This window comes from Pseudomonas sp. FW305-96 (assembly GCF_058783825.1).
This window is the reverse complement of sequence record NZ_JBYSYW010000058.1, coordinates 1-15663: the sequence shown is the minus strand read 5'-3', so window position 1 is coordinate 15663 and position 15663 is coordinate 1. Positions and strand designations below refer to the sequence as shown.

The window sequence follows — 15663 nt, the reverse complement described above, 5'->3', positions numbered from 1 at the left end:
TGTTAAATAAATCTGGGGTGGGCGCGGGCGTATCGGAACGCCGCTCCCACGAATGTTCAGGCCAGGCTTCATCACCGCGTCAGTGGCGTTCGCCAAGCAGCGCCACCAACTCATTGAAGGCAGGACGGGCCAATACGTCGGCCTGCTGGCAGCGCTCAGCAAGTTGCTTCAGTGTTGTATCCTGCTCGTCGCAACACGCCAGCAATTCCTCGACAAGAATGCCAAATGCCCTCGCTTCCAGTCGTTCGAGTGCCGATGCCGCAAGACTTTGCCCCTGAGGGTGGAACGAGGCGGCACCGAAGTCGCCCAGCAGGCACTGGCCATTATCGTCGAACAGGATGTTGTGGGCATACAGATCACCATGGCTCAAGCCACGCCCATGCAGGTGGGCACAGACCGAGGCAATACCTTTGATGAGGCGACGCAGGGCCGACATAGTCAGCTGGCGGTCGGCTGGATAGCGGTCGCGGGTGCAGCTGTCGAGGCTAGGCGGGCCGCCCAGGTTCGACCAGTGCGCGTCGATCAGTTGCATCACCAGGGCGGGCAGTTGATCTGGGTGATCGTCAATGCGCCCAGCCAGGCGCACCAGCTGTGGATGGTGGCCGGCGGCGATACAGGCGCTCATCTCCGCCAGTGGCGAACCGTCGCTGGTGATCGCGCCCTTGTACAGCTTGACCGCAACCGGTGCTTCCTGGCCGCGCCAGTGGGCGCGGTGAATCACCCCTGAGGCACCACGGCCGAGCTCTTCTTCCAGTTGGATGTCGTGCCAGTGCAGGGCGGGGCAATGGCCATCGGTGGCAGGTGCAACAAAGCCATAGGGCAATGGATTGTCCGCATAGGCCAGCCAGGCCAGGCGTGGCATGAGCAGCAACCAGTCGGGTAGGGCGCCCAGGCGGTTGCTGGCGATGCGCAGCAGTTCCAGGCGGTGGCAGCGCGCCAGGCTTGCCGGCAGATCGGTGAGGCGATTGCCGGCAAGCATGAGCTTTTGCAGGTGTGCGCAGTCCCCCAGTGCCTCGGGCAGCTGCTCCAATACGTTGTCGGTGAGCACCAGTGAGCGTAGCGAAGGTGGCAGGGCCTGGGCATCGACCCGGCTGATGCGGTTGCTTCTGAAGCCTACGGTTTCCAGGGCCTGGCAGCTGCCAATGGCGTGGGGCAGGTGGGTGAACTGATTGTTGGAGCAGAACAGCACCTTGAGCCGGTTGAGGCGGTGCAGGTCCTCGGGCAGTTCGCTCAGCCTGTTGCCGCTCAGGTCGAGCACTTCGAGGCTGTCGCCAAGTGCGAAGATCTCCTGGGGAAAATGGGTGAGGTTCTGGCAGAGATTAAGTCGCGTGATGCCGTGCAGGCGACCGGCGCGCAGGTCTTCGAGGGTATGCATGGGACTGTTCGCTAGACGTGGCTGGCCATTGTAGGCGCTCGGGTGCGGCAAATCTGCATATGGGTTACGACTTAAGTCCGATGGCGGGCCGCCGGCCTCGGTCCATACTCAGGGTTCGCCCTTCAATAACAACAAGTACCGGGTTGCGAACCAATGACCTATCAGCACAGTTACGCCCATTCCATCTCCGACCCCGCCAGCTTCTGGCAGGCCCAGGCCGAGCAGCTCGCCTGGCAGCGCAAGCCGACCGTAACCTTGCAGCAGAACGCCGATGGTACCCACCGTTGGTTCGCCGATGGCCGCCTCAACAGTTGCTACCTGGCCCTTGACCATCAGATCGAGCAGGGGCGCGGTGAACAACTGGCGCTGATCTACGACTCGCCAGTGACTGGCGTGCAACAGACGTTCACCTATCACCAGCTGCGTGATGAAGTGGCTTGCTTGGCGGGTCTGTTGCGTTCGTTGGGTGTGCGCAAGGGCGATGGCGTGATCATCTACATGCCGATGGTGCCCCAGGCCGCCATGGCCATGCTTGCCTGCGCCCGTATTGGTGCGGTGCATTCCGTAGTATTCGGCGGCTTCGCCGCGAACGAGCTGGCCCTGCGCATCGACGATGCCCGGCCGGCCCTGCTGCTGACGGCTTCCTGCGGCCTGGAGTTCGACCGCGTGATCGAGTACAAGCCGCTGGTCGATCGCGCCCTGCAGCTGGCTCGCCATCAACCGCGGCATGTGCTGGTGTTGCAGCGCCCGCAGGCGAGCGCCGAACTGCAGCCCGGGCGTGACCTGGACTGGCAGCAGGCCTTGCTCGGGGCCGCGCCGGTCGCCCCCGTTGAGCTGGACGCCGGCGATCCGCTGTACATCATGTACACCTCCGGCACCACCGGCAAACCCAAGGGTATCGTCCGCGAAAATGGCGGCAACGCAGTGGCGTTGTGTTATGCCATGCGTCATGTCTACGGCATGCGGGCTGGAGACGTATGGTGGGGGATCTCGGACGTCGGCTGGGTGGTGGGCCATTCGCTGATCGTGTACGGGCCACTGATGAGCGGGTGCACCACGGTGTTCTACGAGGGCAAGCCGATCCGCACGCCGGACGCCTCGGCCTACTGGCGGGTGGTGGAACAATATCAGGTCAATGGCTTGTTCTGCGCGCCCACCGCCATGCGCGCCATCCGCAAGGAAGATCCGGAAGGCGCGCTGATCCGCCGTCACAATCTCGATTCCTTGCGCCAGCTGTTCCTGGCCGGGGAGAAACTCGACTCCAGTACCCATGAATGGCTCGAGCGGGTCAGCAGCAAGCCGGTGCACGACCATTGGTGGCAGACCGAAACCGGTTGGCCGGTGACTGCGCCCTGTGTCGGGCTCGAAGGCAGCGCGGCGCGGCCGGGCTCGAGCAACCGGGCGGTGCCGGGGTACCACGTGCAGGTGCTGGATGACGAAGGCAAGCCGTTGGGGCCCAATCAACAGGGCGCTATCGTGATCGCCCTGCCATTGCCACCGGGTTGCAGCCAGACGCTCTGGGGCGATCACCAACGCTACCTGCAGGCCTACCTGCAGAGCTACCCCGGTTACTACCACACCGGCGACGGCGGCTACCTGGATGAAGACGGCTTCGTCTACATCATGGGGCGCACCGATGACGTGATCAATGTCTCGGGGCATCGCTTGTCGACCGGGGAAATGGAGGACCTGGTGGCGCGTCATCCGGCGGTGGCCGAGTGCGCGGTGATTGGTGTGCACGACGAGATCAAAGGCCAGGTGCCATTGGCGCTGGTGGTGCTCAAGGACGGGCAGGGCATTGGCGAGGCGCAACTGCAGGGCGAGTTGGTGGCGGATGTGCGCGAACAGATCGGCGCACTGGCCTGCTTCAACCGCGTGCGCCTGGTCAAGCGCCTGCCCAAGACCCGCTCTGGCAAGATCCTGCGGGCGGTGCTGCGCAAGATCGCCGATGGCCAGGCCTACACGGCGCCATCGACGCTGGATGATCCGGCGGTGCTAGGGGAGATTGAAGGGGTGTTGGCCGACTTGCCCAGGGCGGGGTGATGCCATCGCGGTGCAGCATCGCCTGTGGAGAGTCGGCTTGTCGTGGCGACGAACCGTGGCAAAAGGGCCGCCTGGCGGCCCCAGCTGCTGGAGGCCTTACGACTTGAAGCGCCCCACCAACCCGTTCAGCTCATCCGACAACTGTGCCAGCCTGCCAGAGTCGGCCTGTGCAGAGCTGGCCAGCCCCTCTACCAGTCGTGCCTCGTCGTAGATCTGCTGGATGTGCCGGTTGATCTCCTCGGCGACGCTGTGCTGCTCCTCGGCGGCCGCCGAGATCTGCAGGTTCTGGTCGCGGATCTCGTTCACCGACAGCTGGATACCCTCGAAACTGTCACGCGCGCTTTCGATTGACGTCACGCTGGCCCGCGACAGGTCCAGGCAGCTTTCCATCTTTTGCGAGACCTCATGGGTCTTGCCGCCGAGGGTATTGAGCAACTGGTCGATCTCGCCGGTGGAATCGGCGGTGCGCTTGGCCAGTGCCCGTACCTCGTCGGCCACCACCGCGAAACCACGCCCCTGGTCGCCGGCCCGGGCGGCCTCGATCGCGGCGTTGAGCGCCAGCAGGTTGGTCTGCTCGGCGATGGCGCGGATGGTGCCGAGGATCTGGTTGATGCTGCGGCTGCCTTCTTCCAACTCGACCATGGCCTGAGACGACTCGCTCAGGCGCCGACCCAGACGATTGACGTTGTCGGTGGTCGCCTCGATCTGCTGCTTGCCCTCGGCCACCCGCCGGTGCCCATGTTCGGCGGCATCTGCGGCGCTGCTGCATGAGCGCGCCACTTCGTTGGCGGTGGCGACCATTTCGTTGAACGCAGTGGACACCAGCTCCACCGCCTCGCGCTGACGCCCGGCGGCCTCGTTCATGTTACCGGCCATCTCGCTGTTGCTGCGCGAGGCTTCGTGCAGGTTGGTCGAGGCCGCGCCGATGCGCTGGATCAGCTGGCGGATGGCGGCGAGGAACTTGTTGAACCAGCCGGCCAGCTCGGCGGTTTCATCTTTGCCCTGGACCTGCAGGTCGCGGCGCAGGTCGCCTTCACCCTCGGCGATCGACTGCAGGCCGGTGCTCACCTGGCCGATGGGCTTGACGATCACCCGCGAGAACGCTGCCGCCACCCCGGCGAAGATCAGCGCCAGCAGCACCACGATCACCGCCGTGACATAGGTCATGCGTGTGGCCGCGGCCATGACCTCGTCGTACTCGATCAGCCCGACGAAGCGCCAGCCCAGGCCTGGGGAGGTCCACACATTGGCCATGTAGCGCACGCCATCGATCACCACCTCGGTGGCGCCTTGCTCGGTGGCGGCCAACGCCGCGTACGGTGCGCCGAGATCCTTGAGCTGCTTGAAGCTGTGCCCGGCGTTGCGCGGGTCGACCAGCACGGTGCCGTCCTCGATCAGCATCACGTAGCCGCTGTCGCCCAGCTTGATGCTCTTGACCAGCTCGGTGAGGTTCTTCAGCGACACGCTGACCACGAACACGCCCTTGGCCTTGCCGGCCGCGTCGAGCAGCGCGCGGGCGGTGCCGACCAGGGCCACGTCGTCCTTGTCGTAGTAGTACGCGGCGGTGCGCACCGTCTTGTCCGGGCTGGCCATGGCGGCCTTGTACCAGGGGCGGGTGCGCGGGTCGTACTTGGCCAGTTGTGGATCATCCGGCCATTTGGCGTAGCTGCCGTCTTCCAGGCCGATTGAAAGGATCGCCGCTGCCGGGTGAGTGGTGCCGTAGCGGGCGAAGGCGTCGATGACCCGTTGCGCAGCCTCGGGCATCGGCTGGCTGGCGGCATCGGCCCCGGTGTAGTCCTTGAGCGAGGTGACCGAGGTGTATACAGGATCCTTGGCCATCTGATCGACGTTCTGCAACGTGCCATCAAAGAACTGGCGCATGTTGCCGTCGATCTGGCGAATTTCCCGGGTACTACCGTCGAGGAACTGATCGACCGCCTCGCTGCGGATGTTCAGCACCGAAATCCCGCCAACCAGGGCGACCGGGATAAAGGCCACCAGTACGAAGGCCAGGATCAGTTTGTTTTTTATTTTCATCGTGACGCCCATCCGTGAGTGTGAAGGGTGTACATGGCCGCTTCGCTAGGGTGGTGGCCACTTGCTACCTTTTCTGTTTCGGCGGGCGGAATATAAACCTTTAGTAGATATTTCGTGTACAGGAAATTCAGAAATTGTCCTGACTTGGCGGGAAAGTAGCAAAGATGCGTAGGAGCGGGTTTGCCCCACAAAGAGCTCTGAGCTGTTGATTAAGGACGATTACTAAGACTTTCCCTATTTCATGTAGGACGTTTCCCAACCATGCTTTCACGGCCTTTCAGCTGTTGTTCTGGCCAGCCGCATTCCCTAATCTCGCCCTGTCGTTGCCAATTCAACGACCGGGTGTGCAAGCCCGAGGATGTGGTCCAAGTCGCTCAATGGCGGCTATACGTGGGAGGCCTTCGGGCCAGCCGGGTTCCTACTCCACGGTCTTGCACACCCGCGTATAGCTGCCTCCCTCGCGCTGAGCGAAAGCGGATATCGAAAGCTCCCATGGCTACCTTCAGTGATCGAGCACCTTGTGATAGGTCACGAATTCCTGCTCGGCCTCATACCCCAGCGATTCATACAGCGCCTGGGCGGCAAGGTTGCTCCTGGCGGTGTCCAGGCTCAACCGCTGCGCGCCCTCGGCTTGGGTCCGCGGTGGCGTCCAGGTGGTGCAGGTCACAGGCAATGACGTTCATGTCGGGGCTCGCTATCAGGTTGTCCAGCGCCTTTGCTGTGGGGGCGATCCTGCAGGATTTCATGAAACACAGACGTAGGGATTCTGCTGCGTGCCGCAAAGCCGGAAAAGCAGGTCTTTGTCACGAGTGTTTGCCGACCAATGGGGCTGCGGCTTGCTGGCGTCTATTCAGGGCATTAGCATCCGCTTTCCTCACTCACGGCCATGCGCAACCTTTGGCCGACTCCAGGATCAAGGACGAATGTTGCCGCTGCTTTCCCGCTTCCTGCTGCACGCACTGGGGTGTGTGGCTTTTCCCTTTATCTTGAGCCTTGGCTTCGATCTCTACCGGCAGCATGTCGGCCCGCCGATGGCGCGAGGTGTCAGCGTCGGCTTGGCGACGATGCTGGTGTTCTACGCCTTCGTGCTCTTCAACCTGTTGATGGTGGCCATTCCAAGGGCGGCAGTTCGCTACTGGCTGGCGCTGTTGCTGGTGCTGCTGGTGCTGGCGTTCTTCAATACCTTGCACCCGTTGCGGGCACTGGGATTTGCGTTGTTGTGCGGTGGCTTGTGCGTGGTGGCCATCGGGATGACGCCACTGGTAACGTCGCTGTTGCACCAGTGCCGTCGGTGAGGGAGTTCAGCAGGCCAGCACCTGTCGTTCTTCGAGCCACTGTTCGAAGCAGATGAAGGTGTCTACAGCGGCTTCTACCGTCCGGGCCTGGGCGGTCGGCTCCGGGGTCGCGGCAGCCAGTCGCTCGAGGAAGCTGCGCCAGCGTGCGCCGGTCAGCGGGCCGTAGACGTCGAGGAACGCGCCGCCGTTGTCGGCGTCGATACCCAGGCGTTCGGCCATGGCCCGCTTGAGCACTTGGCCACCGAGCGTGGAGCCTTCAAGTACATACATCACCCCAAGCGCGCTGGCTTCGTCATCGATGCGAGGCAGGGCGTGGCACCAGGGCAGCGCTTCGATATCGATGGCCAGGGCGCCCAGGTCGCGTGACAGGGTGGGCGTCTTGTGGCGTTCGGCGCTCTGGTAGGCGCCCAGCAGTAAATCCAGCGGCGCATGAAAGCCATGGTAGGCCCCGAGCAGGTCGGCGTAGGCCGCGCGGTCGAAGCCCTCGCTGAAGAAAGGCAGCCGGGCTTCCAGCCTCTGGTGGCAGGCGCGGGTACCTTCGCGCAGGGCAAGCAGCAACGGGCTGACGGTAGCGGACATGACGGCGGCTCTGGCGTTATGGCATTCGATACTGCCAGATCAGGCGACGCAATCACCAGTGCCGATTTTACGCACCTGGCCCTTGAACTGTGGAATCATTGCGCCGCCTCTGGAACGAGGCTTTCACCGCCAAGAAAGGAATGCAGCACGATGCGCGCAACAACATGGAACTGGCTGGCCCTGGGGCTGGCGTTGCTGCCGGGCCTGGCCGTCGCGGCGGAACCAGAGCCGGTGCCGGTATACCGGGAGATCAAGGACTGGATTGTTGGCTGCGACAACACGCGCTTCTGCACCGCGGTCCTGGCCGATCATCCGGAGCGGATGCGAGTGGGCATGCTGGTGCAGCGTGAGGCGGGCGCCTGGGGCAACCTGCACCTTACCCTGGTGGGGAGCACCGACTGGTCGGGCGAGCCCATGCTCGACGGCCAGCTGCTGGTCGCCCCCTGGCGCATGACCCGCGGTGTCGAGACCACCCTGGAACTGGAGGGCGCCGATGCCTATGCCGTGTTGCGGCAATTGCGCAATGGCCAGCGCCTGGTGGACGACACCCGGCCAGGGGAGCGGGTGAGTTCGCTGCAGGGGCTGAGCGCCGCCTTGCTGCTGATGGATGCGGTGCAGGGCCGAATCGGCCACTACAGTGCGCTGATACGCCCCGGCGACAGCGTTGCCGATGTGCAGTTGCCAACTCCGGCCAAACCCCAGGTGCCGGCCTTTGTGGCAGCTACGGCCCTTGGCGCGCAGGAGCAAGCGGGCATCACCCAAGTGGTGATGGCCAAGGCGGCCGCCGAGGACCAGTTGAAGAACGAATACGATGTCGCTCCCAAGCTTGAGCTGCATGCCCTGGACGACCAGCATGCGCTGGCATTGCTCAGCTACAACTGCAACGACTTCCATTGCCTCTACGCGCTGTACAAGGTGTCGCGTGAAGCGCCTTACACCCTTGGGCCGCTGGAGTTCGAGGCGCCATCGAGCCCGGTGGTGATCAGCCGGATGCGCGACGCCATCGAGTTCTACCCTGGCAAAGGCGAGCTTCACAGCTATGCCAAGGACGACTACCCCGGCAGTTGCGGGGTGGAGGAAAGCTGGCGCTACGATGGCATGCGCATGCGCATGCGCTTGCTCAGGCTGTCACGGATGGACCGCTGTGCGGAAGTGGGCACCGACAGTTGGCCGGTACTCTGGCGCAGTGAAGGTTGAACGCGTGAAGCGCACTTCAGGGATAACGCCATGGCAATGGATGAAACACCCGCGTGCGGCATTGCTGCTGACGCTCATGACGCCATCGGTCGTGCAGGCCGAGAGCGCCCAGGCACCGCTCGAAGCGGTGCCGATGTACCGGCAGATCAAGGACTGGGCGGTTGGCTGCGACAACACCCGTGCCTGCACGGCGGTAATGGCCATCGACGACGACCTGATGGCCGGGCTGCAGACCATCATAAGGCGCGAGGCGGGGCCACAGGGTGCGCTCGAACTGACCCTGCGCGTGGGCCCGGCGTTTGCGGAACAGGTGCTGCTCGATGGGCAGGCACTGTCGGCCAACTGGCAGCGCATCCAGCTTGAATATGACTTCGACCTGCTGCTGAAGGACGATGGGGCGCTGGCGCTCATACGCCGGTTGCGCAACGGTACACGCCTGAGTTCGTTGACCGAGGATGGCGAGCTGGTTGCGTCCTTGCAGGGGCTCAATGGCGCGCTGTTGGCCATTGATGCCGTGCAGGGCCGGGTCGGGCATGCCGATGCCCTGGTGAAAGTGGGAGATGCGCCCGCTGCCGATGTGCCTGGCGCTCCCGATACCGTGGTGCTGCCACAGTTCGTTGCCGCGCCGCGCATGAGCGACGAGCAGGCCCATGAAATCGGCAGGGTGGTAAAAGGCCAGGCGAATGTCGAAGGCGATGTGCCAGGCATGAGCAACAGCCATTACGAGGTGCACCCGCTGGACGCAGCCAATGTCCTGGTCATTCTCAACGTGGGGTGCAGTGGCGAGTTCTGCGCCAATTACCTGTATCGAGTGTCCCGCGCCGCGCCCTACCAGATCAGCGAAATGGCCTTCGAGGTGCCGACGCCGTTGCTGGCGCCGCGTCTGAGTGGCCATGTAGCGTTCGATGCGCAGAGCGGCCAATTGTTTGCCGCTGACAAAAGCCAGGTAGAACGTGGTTGCGGGCTGATCCAGCAGTGGCGTTACGACGGTGAGCGCATGCGCCCCGAGCGCGTGGCCCGGCTCGATCGCTGCGGGTATGTGAAACCGCAGTTCTGGCCGGTGCTATGGCGTGCGCAGGAGTAGGTCGAGGCGAGCCGAGTGCCCATAGGCGCCGCTGACGCGCCGCATCGCCGGCAAGCCGGCTCCCACAGTTCAGCGTTGGCTGCAAATCATGCGCAGTACCTGTGGGAGCCGGCTTGCCGGCGATGGGCGCGTAGCGCCCTCTATCAGTGAGGTGTGGCTCAGAACGCCAGCTTGTAGCCGATCAATAGCAGCATGGTCGCCAGGCAAGGTCGCAGCACGCGGTCGGAGATGCGCCCGGTCAGGTGGCTGCCCAGGTAGATCCCCGGCAGCGAGCCCAGCAGCAGGTAGCCCAGCAGCGACCAGTCCATGTTGCCCATGCCGGCATGACCCAGGCCAGCCACCAGGGTCAGCGGCACGGCGTGGGCGATCTCGGTGCCGACCAGGCGGCGGGTGACCAGGAACGGGTAGAGCAGGAACAGCGCCACGGTGCCCAGCGCGCCGGCGCCGATGGAGGTGAGGGTGACCATCACGCCCAGTACCACGCCGGTGATCACGGTGAGGATGTTCAGGGTACGGTCGCTGAGGTGGTAGTGGTCGCCGGCATGCTTGCTGGCGAAGGCCTGCAGGCGTGATTTGAACAGGATCGCCAGGGCGGTGAGGATCAGCACCACCGCCAGGCCCTGCTTGATGATGGCGTTGAGCGCCGAGGTGTCGGCGTGCAGGGTGCTGAGGAACCACAGGGTCAGCGCGGCGGCCGGGACGCTGCCCAGGCTCAACCAGCCGGTGATCTTCCAGTCGATGTTCTTGTTGCGGCCATGCACCCAGACGCCGCTGGCTTTGGTGATGGCGGCATAGAGCAGGTCGGTGCCCACGGCGGTGGCCGGGTTGATGCCGAACCACAGCAGGATCGGGGTCATCAGCGAACCGCCGCCGACGCCGGTCATGCCGACGATGAAGCCTACGATCAGGCCCGCAAGGGTGAAACCGAAAGAACCTACATCCATACGCTACTCGACGCCCAGCTTGCCCGTGATCGGATGAGTGCCAGCATATAGATTTTTTTATAGCCAAATAGACTTGTTCGTTATTAGGTTATAACCACGCTGTGGCGGTACGCTCCTGAAAATCCACGGTCAATGAAAGTGGGTATGTCGGGTGCTAGCCTGCTCGGCTGTTCCAGGCACGATTCAGCCAACCATGAAAGGAGCGTTCCATGAGCAATGACATCCAGCGTTTTCCCAGCAGCCTGCCGTTTCCTTTTTCCCGTGCAGTGAAGGCCGGGGGCTTCCTGTTCCTGTCCGGCCAGGTGCCGATGAGCGTCAGTGGCGAAGTGATACGCGGTGATATCCAGACACAGACCCGAGCGGCCTGCGAGCGTATCGCCGAGAGCCTGGCAGTGACTGGCGCGCGTTTCGACCAGGTAGTGAAATGCACGGTCTGGCTGTCGGACATGAGCCATTTCGCCGGCTTCAACGAGGTCTACAAAGAGTTCTTTGGCGCAGCGCTACCGGTGCGTTCGACGGTGGCATCGGCGCTGGCATTGGGGGTCGATGTGGAGATCGAGGTGCAGGCGTTCGTTGGCGAGTGAGGGGCTTTGGCGAGTAGCTGAAGCGCGCCTGCGCATTCGCCGATGCGATAGAAGACCGTGATCGTGGGGTGAGCCCGCTCCTGCACACGCACAGGAGCGGGCGGCAGGTCAGATGCGGAAGCTGCCCACCAGTTGCTTCAGGCGCCCGGCCTGCTGGCTCAGGGCGTCGCAGTGGCGCAGGGTGTCGTTGAGGTTCTCCACCCCTTGCTGGTTCAGCGCGTTGATCTGGGTGATGTCCAGGTTCAGGCTCTCGACCACGGCAGTCTGCTCTTCGGTGGCGGTGGCCACCGATTGGTTCATGCCGTCGATCTCGCCGATACGCTGGGTGACACTGGCCAGGCGCTCACCGGCCTCGTTGGCCACCTGAACGGTCTCTTCGCTGGAGACCTGGCTGGTGTTCATGGTGTGCACCGCCTCACGCGAGCCGACCTGCAGGCTGGTGATCATGCGGTGGATCTCTTCGGCCGATTCCTGGGTGCGGTGGGCCAGGTTGCGCACTTCGTCGGCAACCACGGCGAAACCACGCCCGGCTTCACCGGCACGGGCGGCCTCGATGGCGGCGTTGAGCGCCAGCAGGTTGGTCTGCTGGGAGATGCCCTTGATCACGTCGAGGATCTTGCCGATTTCGTCGGTGCTGGCGTTGAGGGTCTCAATCTGCTCGCAGGACTCGCTGATGCGCTCGGACAGGGCGGTCATGGCGCTGATCGCCTCTTCGACCACCTGGCGGCCACCGTTGGCCTGTTCGCTGGCGCCGCTGGCGTGCTGCGAGGCGTCGGCGGCGTTCCGGGCGATTTCCTGGGTAGCGGCGCCCAGTTCGTTGATCGCCGCGGCGACACTGTTGGTGCGCATGCTCTGCTCTTCGGAGCCGGTGAGCGAGGCATTGGAGGCGACCACGACCTTTTCCGACAGGTCATGCACCAGGCGGGTGGCCGAGGACACTTCGCTGATCGAGGCGTGGATACGCTCGACGAAACGGTTGAACGAGGTGGCCAGCTCGCCGAACTCGTCCTTCTGCTCGACGGTCAGGCGGCGGGTCAGGTCGCCTTCGCCTTCGGCGATGTCCTGCATGGCGCGGCCCATGGTGGTCAGCGGGCGCATCAGCACCGGGATCAGCAGGCCGAGCAGGCCGGCGATGACGGCCACGGCGATGAGCATGGCGATGATGGCCGAGGTACGGAACTGGCTCAGCGGGGCGTAGGCTTTTTCTTTATCGATCGACAGGCCGATGTACCACTGCGCCGATGGCAGACCGTCCACCGGAGCGAAGGAGATGATGCGGTCCTTGCCATCGAGGCTGACTTCCTGGATGCCGGATTCGACACGCAGCGGCGAGCCTGGGTAGATGTCCTTGAGGTTCTTCATCACCCGGTCCTTGTCCGGGCTGACGATCACCTGGCCATTGCGGTCGACCAGGAAGGCGTGGCCAAGGCCGCCGAAGTCCACGGCGTTGATGATGTCGACCAGGGTGTTCAGGCTCAGGTCGCCGCCGACCACGCCGATCAGCTCGCCGCTGGACTTGGCCTTGACCGGCATGGCGATGGTCACCACCAGGCCACCCACTGCGGCCATGTAGGGCGGGGTCAGCATGGTCTGGTTGGCGGCCACGGCCTGGGTGTACCAGGGGCGCTGGCGCGGGTCGTAGCCGTCAGGCATCCTGGCGTCGGGGCGCTGGGTGAACAGGCCGGTGTTCTGGCCAAAATAGGTGAACTGGAAGTTGCTGGTGTACGACGGCTGGTCGACCAGGCCCGGCACGTTGCTGCCGGCGCCTTGCTGGGCGATGTCCTGGGCCAGGTTTTCCAGGACCAGGATGCGTCCGCTCATCCAGTTCTGCACGCTGCTGGCGGTCTGCGCGCCGGCTTGGCGCACCGACGACTCGATGTTCTGGCGAATGGTGTTGCGTTGCAGGTAGTCGTTGTAGAGGGTAAACAGGGCGAAGGCCAGTACCACGACGGCGCAGGCACTGAGCAGGATCTTGTGGCGGAATTTCAGGTTCATGTTTCGAGACCTTGAGCCAGTGAAAGGAGGGCGCCGCGTGCTTGTGGCACGAGTGGCGGAGCCTGTTGCAACGCTATCGGCCGAATCTGAAAAATGTTGAAAGACTAAATGACGCAGTAGTTGGCCGAATCGACCTGCCAAGGTGACAAATCATTTCGAAGCCAACAGGCTCACCAACGTCCTGGCCGCCTGGCCGAGGGGTTGCTGTTTGAGCCAGAAGGCGTTCACCGGCAGTTGCAATTCGTTGCGGGTATTCTGAAACTGCAGGCGGACCAGGCGTCCGTCCGCAAGCAGCGGCGCTACCCGCGCCAGCGGCAGGTCGCCCCAGCCCAGGCCGGCCTCGACCATCTGCAGGGCCAGGTCCAGGCTGTCGGTGCGCCAGTGCGAGGTGCCGATCAGCGAGCGGGGATCGCTCAATGGCAGGTCGCGGCTGCACACCAGGATCTGGCGCAGGTTGACCAGGTCTTCAAGGTTGCGGATGCGTCCTTCGCACAGTGCGGGGTGGCGTGGCGACAGGGTGGCCACCAGCGATTCCAGGGCGATGTGCTGGAAGCTGCGTCGCGGGTCCACCTGCAGCCCGGCGAAGGCCAGGCACAGGCACACCCGGCCACTGTCGAGCAGTTGCAGGGCCTCTTCCTGCGGGGCGGCGAGCAGTTCGATGTCCAGCAGCGGGTAGCGCTCGCCCAGGCGGGTGATGGCCCCGAGCAACGGGCGCTGGTCGATATCCGGCACCACGGCGATGGCCAGGCTGCTTTCCAGCCCACGCGACAGCTCCAGCGCATGCACTTCCAACAGCCCCAGTTGTTCGGCGATCAGCCGGGCATGGGGCTCCAGGGCCTGGGCCTGGGCGGTCGGGCGTGCCTCCCGCGACCCACGCTCGAACAGCGGGTAGCCAAGCTCGGCCTCGAGGTTGCCGATGGCCATGCTCACCGCCGAGGGTACGCGCCCTAGCGCTCGCGCGGCAGCCGAGAACGAGCCGCGGTCGAGTACGGCGAGGAACAGCAGGATGTTATCGCTGGAAAAGTTCATGGCAGTCTCCTTTCAGTAAATCTGAAAGCTGCCGACTTTTTCTGTCAAGCCTGTTGATGCATTCTGCGCGCCTTCGTCATATCCGCAACAAGGTAATCCCGTGCAAGGACTCAAACGCAAACTGGTCTACGTGACCTTCTATGAACTGATTGGCCTGTGCATGTCGACCCTGGGCCTGGCCTACCTATCCGACACCCAGGCTTCGCACACCGGCCCCCTGGCAGTGATGATCACCACCATCGCCATGGCCTGGAACCTCATCTACAACAGCCTGTTCGAGTGGTGGGAGAGCCACCAGGCCACCCGCGGGCGCAGCCTCGGGCGGCGGGTGGCGCATGCCATCGGCTTCCAGCTGACCCTGGTGGTGTACCTGATCCCGCTGATCGCCTGGTGGCTTAACATGACCCTTCTGGAGGCGTTGATGGTGGATCTGGCATTCATCATCCTGGTGCCGTGCTACACCTTCGTCTACAACTGGGCGTTCGACCGCATCTTCGGGCTGCCGACTTCGGCGCTGGCGACTGCCTGAACGTGCCACCTGCGCGGGGTCATGGCGGCAGGCGAATCAGCAACGGTTCCTGTGACCGGCTCCCGAGCAAGCTGTCCTCCACCTGCCCCGACAGGTAATACACCCCGGCCATGGCGCCGCTCTGGCGATTCTCCATCAGCTCCTGCCATTCCTGGTTCAGCGCCACATTGAGGATCACCCGCAGTTGCTCGACCATCTGCGGCTGTTCACGGTCGTGGGTGATGATGCCGTAGCCGGTTGCTGCCACCGAGATCAACGCCCCTGCCGCCTTGCCCACGGCCGCCGCGATGGCACTGGCGGCACCGCGTGGCGCCAGTGTGGCGCCAAGTTTCTCGCTGGCCTGGGTGGCCACCGACGACAATCCTGCCTCGGTCTGCCCGGGGGCCTTGGCGGCCTGTTGGTGCAGGTGCTGGCGCAGGGACTGCCAGGCCAGCTGTTGGTCCAGCGACTTGGCCCGCAGCAGTTGGTAAAGCGAGGCATTGCGTGCATCCGGCGGGCCCAGGGCGATGATCGGGATGCGGTTGAGGCGCTGGCTGAACTGCTCGGGCGGGGCGTTGTAGCGCTGGATGATGGTCGGCAGTTGCTGGCCGAGCAGTTGCAGGTACAGTTCGCTGGCGCGGTCGCGAATGCCCTCGGGGTTGATCTGTTCGGCCACCGGGTCGATGACCCGTTCGCGGTACTGTTCCTGCAGATAAAGGCCCAGGCGCTTTTCAGCTGGCTCCTGGCCATTGCCACTGTTCATCTTGTACCAGGCGACCTTGAGCGTGAGCCACTGCTGGGTCCAGTAACCGGTGAACCAGGGGATGAAGTCGTTCTCGGTGCGTTGCTGCACTTGCTCTTTCCACACGCGCATGGAACGCCGGGCGTAGTCGTTGGCCGAGCCCGCGGCGGCGACCGAGGCCTCGATGATGTCCTGGTCGATGCGCTGCCAGACGGCCGGTGGCAGGTTCTGCGGCGGGGGCGGGGCGGGTG

Annotated in this window: 14 protein-coding genes; 6 read left to right on the top strand and 8 right to left on the bottom strand. The window is 64.0% G+C overall.

Translation table 11 applies throughout. From position 1 onward, the window contains the following. Positions 1–79: 79 nt before the first annotated feature. Positions 80–1375 carry a leucine-rich repeat-containing protein kinase family protein gene (locus AC3WL2_RS25510; protein ID WP_102685354.1) on the bottom strand — a complete coding sequence of 432 codons (1296 nt, stop codon included), beginning with the start codon at positions 1373–1375 and terminating at the stop codon, positions 80–82. Between the two features lie 153 nt (positions 1376–1528). Here AC3WL2_RS25510 and AC3WL2_RS25505 point away from each other — a divergent pair, with 153 nt between their 5' ends. Next, positions 1529–3418, top strand: coding sequence for a propionyl-CoA synthetase (locus tag AC3WL2_RS25505; RefSeq protein ID WP_102685355.1), 1890 nt, complete (start codon positions 1529–1531; stop codon positions 3416–3418). 96 nt (positions 3419–3514) lie between these two features. Here the strand turns inward: AC3WL2_RS25505 and AC3WL2_RS25500 are convergent, their stop codons facing one another. Both AC3WL2_RS25500 and AC3WL2_RS25495 read right to left on the bottom strand, forming a co-directional pair. Continuing rightward, positions 3515–5455 (bottom strand): methyl-accepting chemotaxis protein, encoded by a 1941-nt coding sequence (locus tag AC3WL2_RS25500; RefSeq protein ID WP_102685356.1) that lies wholly within the window; start codon positions 5453–5455, stop codon positions 3515–3517. A gap of 502 nt (positions 5456–5957) precedes the next feature. Beyond that, entirely contained in the window at positions 5958–6128 is a 171-nt protein-coding gene (locus AC3WL2_RS25495; RefSeq protein WP_256582708.1) for a GNAT family N-acetyltransferase, read from the bottom strand. Between the two features lie 250 nt (positions 6129–6378). On the opposite strand from AC3WL2_RS25495, the gene AC3WL2_RS25490 reads away from it, so the two are divergent. Beyond that, positions 6379–6750, top strand: a complete 372-nt coding sequence (locus AC3WL2_RS25490) for a hypothetical protein (RefSeq protein WP_102685357.1) — start codon at positions 6379–6381, stop codon at positions 6748–6750. 6 nt (positions 6751–6756) lie between these two features. On the opposite strand, the gene AC3WL2_RS25485 is transcribed toward AC3WL2_RS25490, so the two are convergent. Continuing rightward, entirely contained in the window at positions 6757–7329 is a 573-nt protein-coding gene (locus AC3WL2_RS25485; protein WP_102685358.1) for a biliverdin-producing heme oxygenase, read from the bottom strand. Between the two features lie 150 nt (positions 7330–7479). Here AC3WL2_RS25485 and AC3WL2_RS25480 point away from each other — a divergent pair, with 150 nt between their 5' ends. Both AC3WL2_RS25480 and AC3WL2_RS25475 read left to right on the top strand, forming a co-directional pair. Then, positions 7480–8526: a DUF1176 domain-containing protein gene (locus AC3WL2_RS25480; RefSeq protein WP_158247525.1), complete on the top strand. Its 1047-nt coding sequence runs from the start codon at positions 7480–7482 to the stop codon at positions 8524–8526. Positions 8527–8530: 4 nt separating this feature from the next. Beyond that, positions 8531–9610, top strand: coding sequence for a DUF1176 domain-containing protein (locus AC3WL2_RS25475; protein ID WP_158247750.1), 1080 nt, complete (start codon positions 8531–8533; stop codon positions 9608–9610). Between the two features lie 158 nt (positions 9611–9768). On the opposite strand, the gene AC3WL2_RS25470 is transcribed toward AC3WL2_RS25475, so the two are convergent. Further along, complete coding sequence (locus AC3WL2_RS25470) at positions 9769–10554, bottom strand: sulfite exporter TauE/SafE family protein (protein WP_046854865.1); 786 nt, start codon at positions 10552–10554, stop codon at positions 9769–9771. Between the two features lie 209 nt (positions 10555–10763). Here AC3WL2_RS25470 and AC3WL2_RS25465 point away from each other — a divergent pair, with 209 nt between their 5' ends. Beyond that, entirely contained in the window at positions 10764–11138 is a 375-nt protein-coding gene (locus AC3WL2_RS25465) for a RidA family protein (RefSeq protein ID WP_102685361.1), read from the top strand. 108 nt (positions 11139–11246) lie between these two features. Here the strand turns inward: AC3WL2_RS25465 and mcpA are convergent, their stop codons facing one another. Both mcpA and AC3WL2_RS25455 read right to left on the bottom strand, forming a co-directional pair. Continuing rightward, positions 11247–13133 (bottom strand): methyl-accepting chemotaxis protein McpA, encoded by a 1887-nt coding sequence (gene mcpA / locus AC3WL2_RS25460; protein ID WP_102685362.1) that lies wholly within the window; start codon positions 13131–13133, stop codon positions 11247–11249. 150 nt (positions 13134–13283) lie between these two features. After that, a complete protein-coding gene (locus tag AC3WL2_RS25455) occupies positions 13284–14162 on the bottom strand; it encodes a LysR family transcriptional regulator (protein ID WP_102685363.1) in 879 nt (292 codons plus the stop codon). Positions 14163–14262: 100 nt separating this feature from the next. Between AC3WL2_RS25455 and AC3WL2_RS25450 the strand changes: the two genes are divergently transcribed. After that, the gene (locus tag AC3WL2_RS25450; protein ID WP_102685364.1) at positions 14263–14691 is read left to right on the top strand and encodes a PACE efflux transporter; all 429 of its coding nucleotides are present in this window, start codon (positions 14263–14265) and stop codon (positions 14689–14691) included. A 19-nt stretch (positions 14692–14710) separates the two neighbouring features. Here AC3WL2_RS25450 and AC3WL2_RS25445 read toward each other — a convergent pair. Next, positions 14711–15663: hypothetical protein (locus tag AC3WL2_RS25445; RefSeq protein ID WP_102690726.1), on the bottom strand; the 953-nt coding region annotated here is incomplete at its 5' end.

Coding starts and splice junctions, on each gene's coding strand:
- mcpA (WP_102685362.1), bottom strand. CDS start 13,133: ATGAACCTGAAATTCCGCCACAAGATCCTGCTCAGTGCCTGCGCCGTC.
- AC3WL2_RS25490 (WP_102685357.1), top strand. CDS start 6,379: ATGTTGCCGCTGCTTTCCCGCTTCCTGCTGCACGCACTGGGGTGTGTG.
- AC3WL2_RS25470 (WP_046854865.1), bottom strand. CDS start 10,554: ATGGATGTAGGTTCTTTCGGTTTCACCCTTGCGGGCCTGATCGTAGGC.
- AC3WL2_RS25500 (WP_102685356.1), bottom strand. CDS start 5,455: ATGAAAATAAAAAACAAACTGATCCTGGCCTTCGTACTGGTGGCCTTT.
- AC3WL2_RS25505 (WP_102685355.1), top strand. CDS start 1,529: ATGACCTATCAGCACAGTTACGCCCATTCCATCTCCGACCCCGCCAGC.
- AC3WL2_RS25465 (WP_102685361.1), top strand. CDS start 10,764: ATGAGCAATGACATCCAGCGTTTTCCCAGCAGCCTGCCGTTTCCTTTT.
- AC3WL2_RS25510 (WP_102685354.1), bottom strand. CDS start 1,375: ATGCATACCCTCGAAGACCTGCGCGCCGGTCGCCTGCACGGCATCACG.
- AC3WL2_RS25485 (WP_102685358.1), bottom strand. CDS start 7,329: ATGTCCGCTACCGTCAGCCCGTTGCTGCTTGCCCTGCGCGAAGGTACC.
- AC3WL2_RS25480 (WP_158247525.1), top strand. CDS start 7,480: ATGCGCGCAACAACATGGAACTGGCTGGCCCTGGGGCTGGCGTTGCTG.
- AC3WL2_RS25455 (WP_102685363.1), bottom strand. CDS start 14,162: ATGAACTTTTCCAGCGATAACATCCTGCTGTTCCTCGCCGTACTCGAC.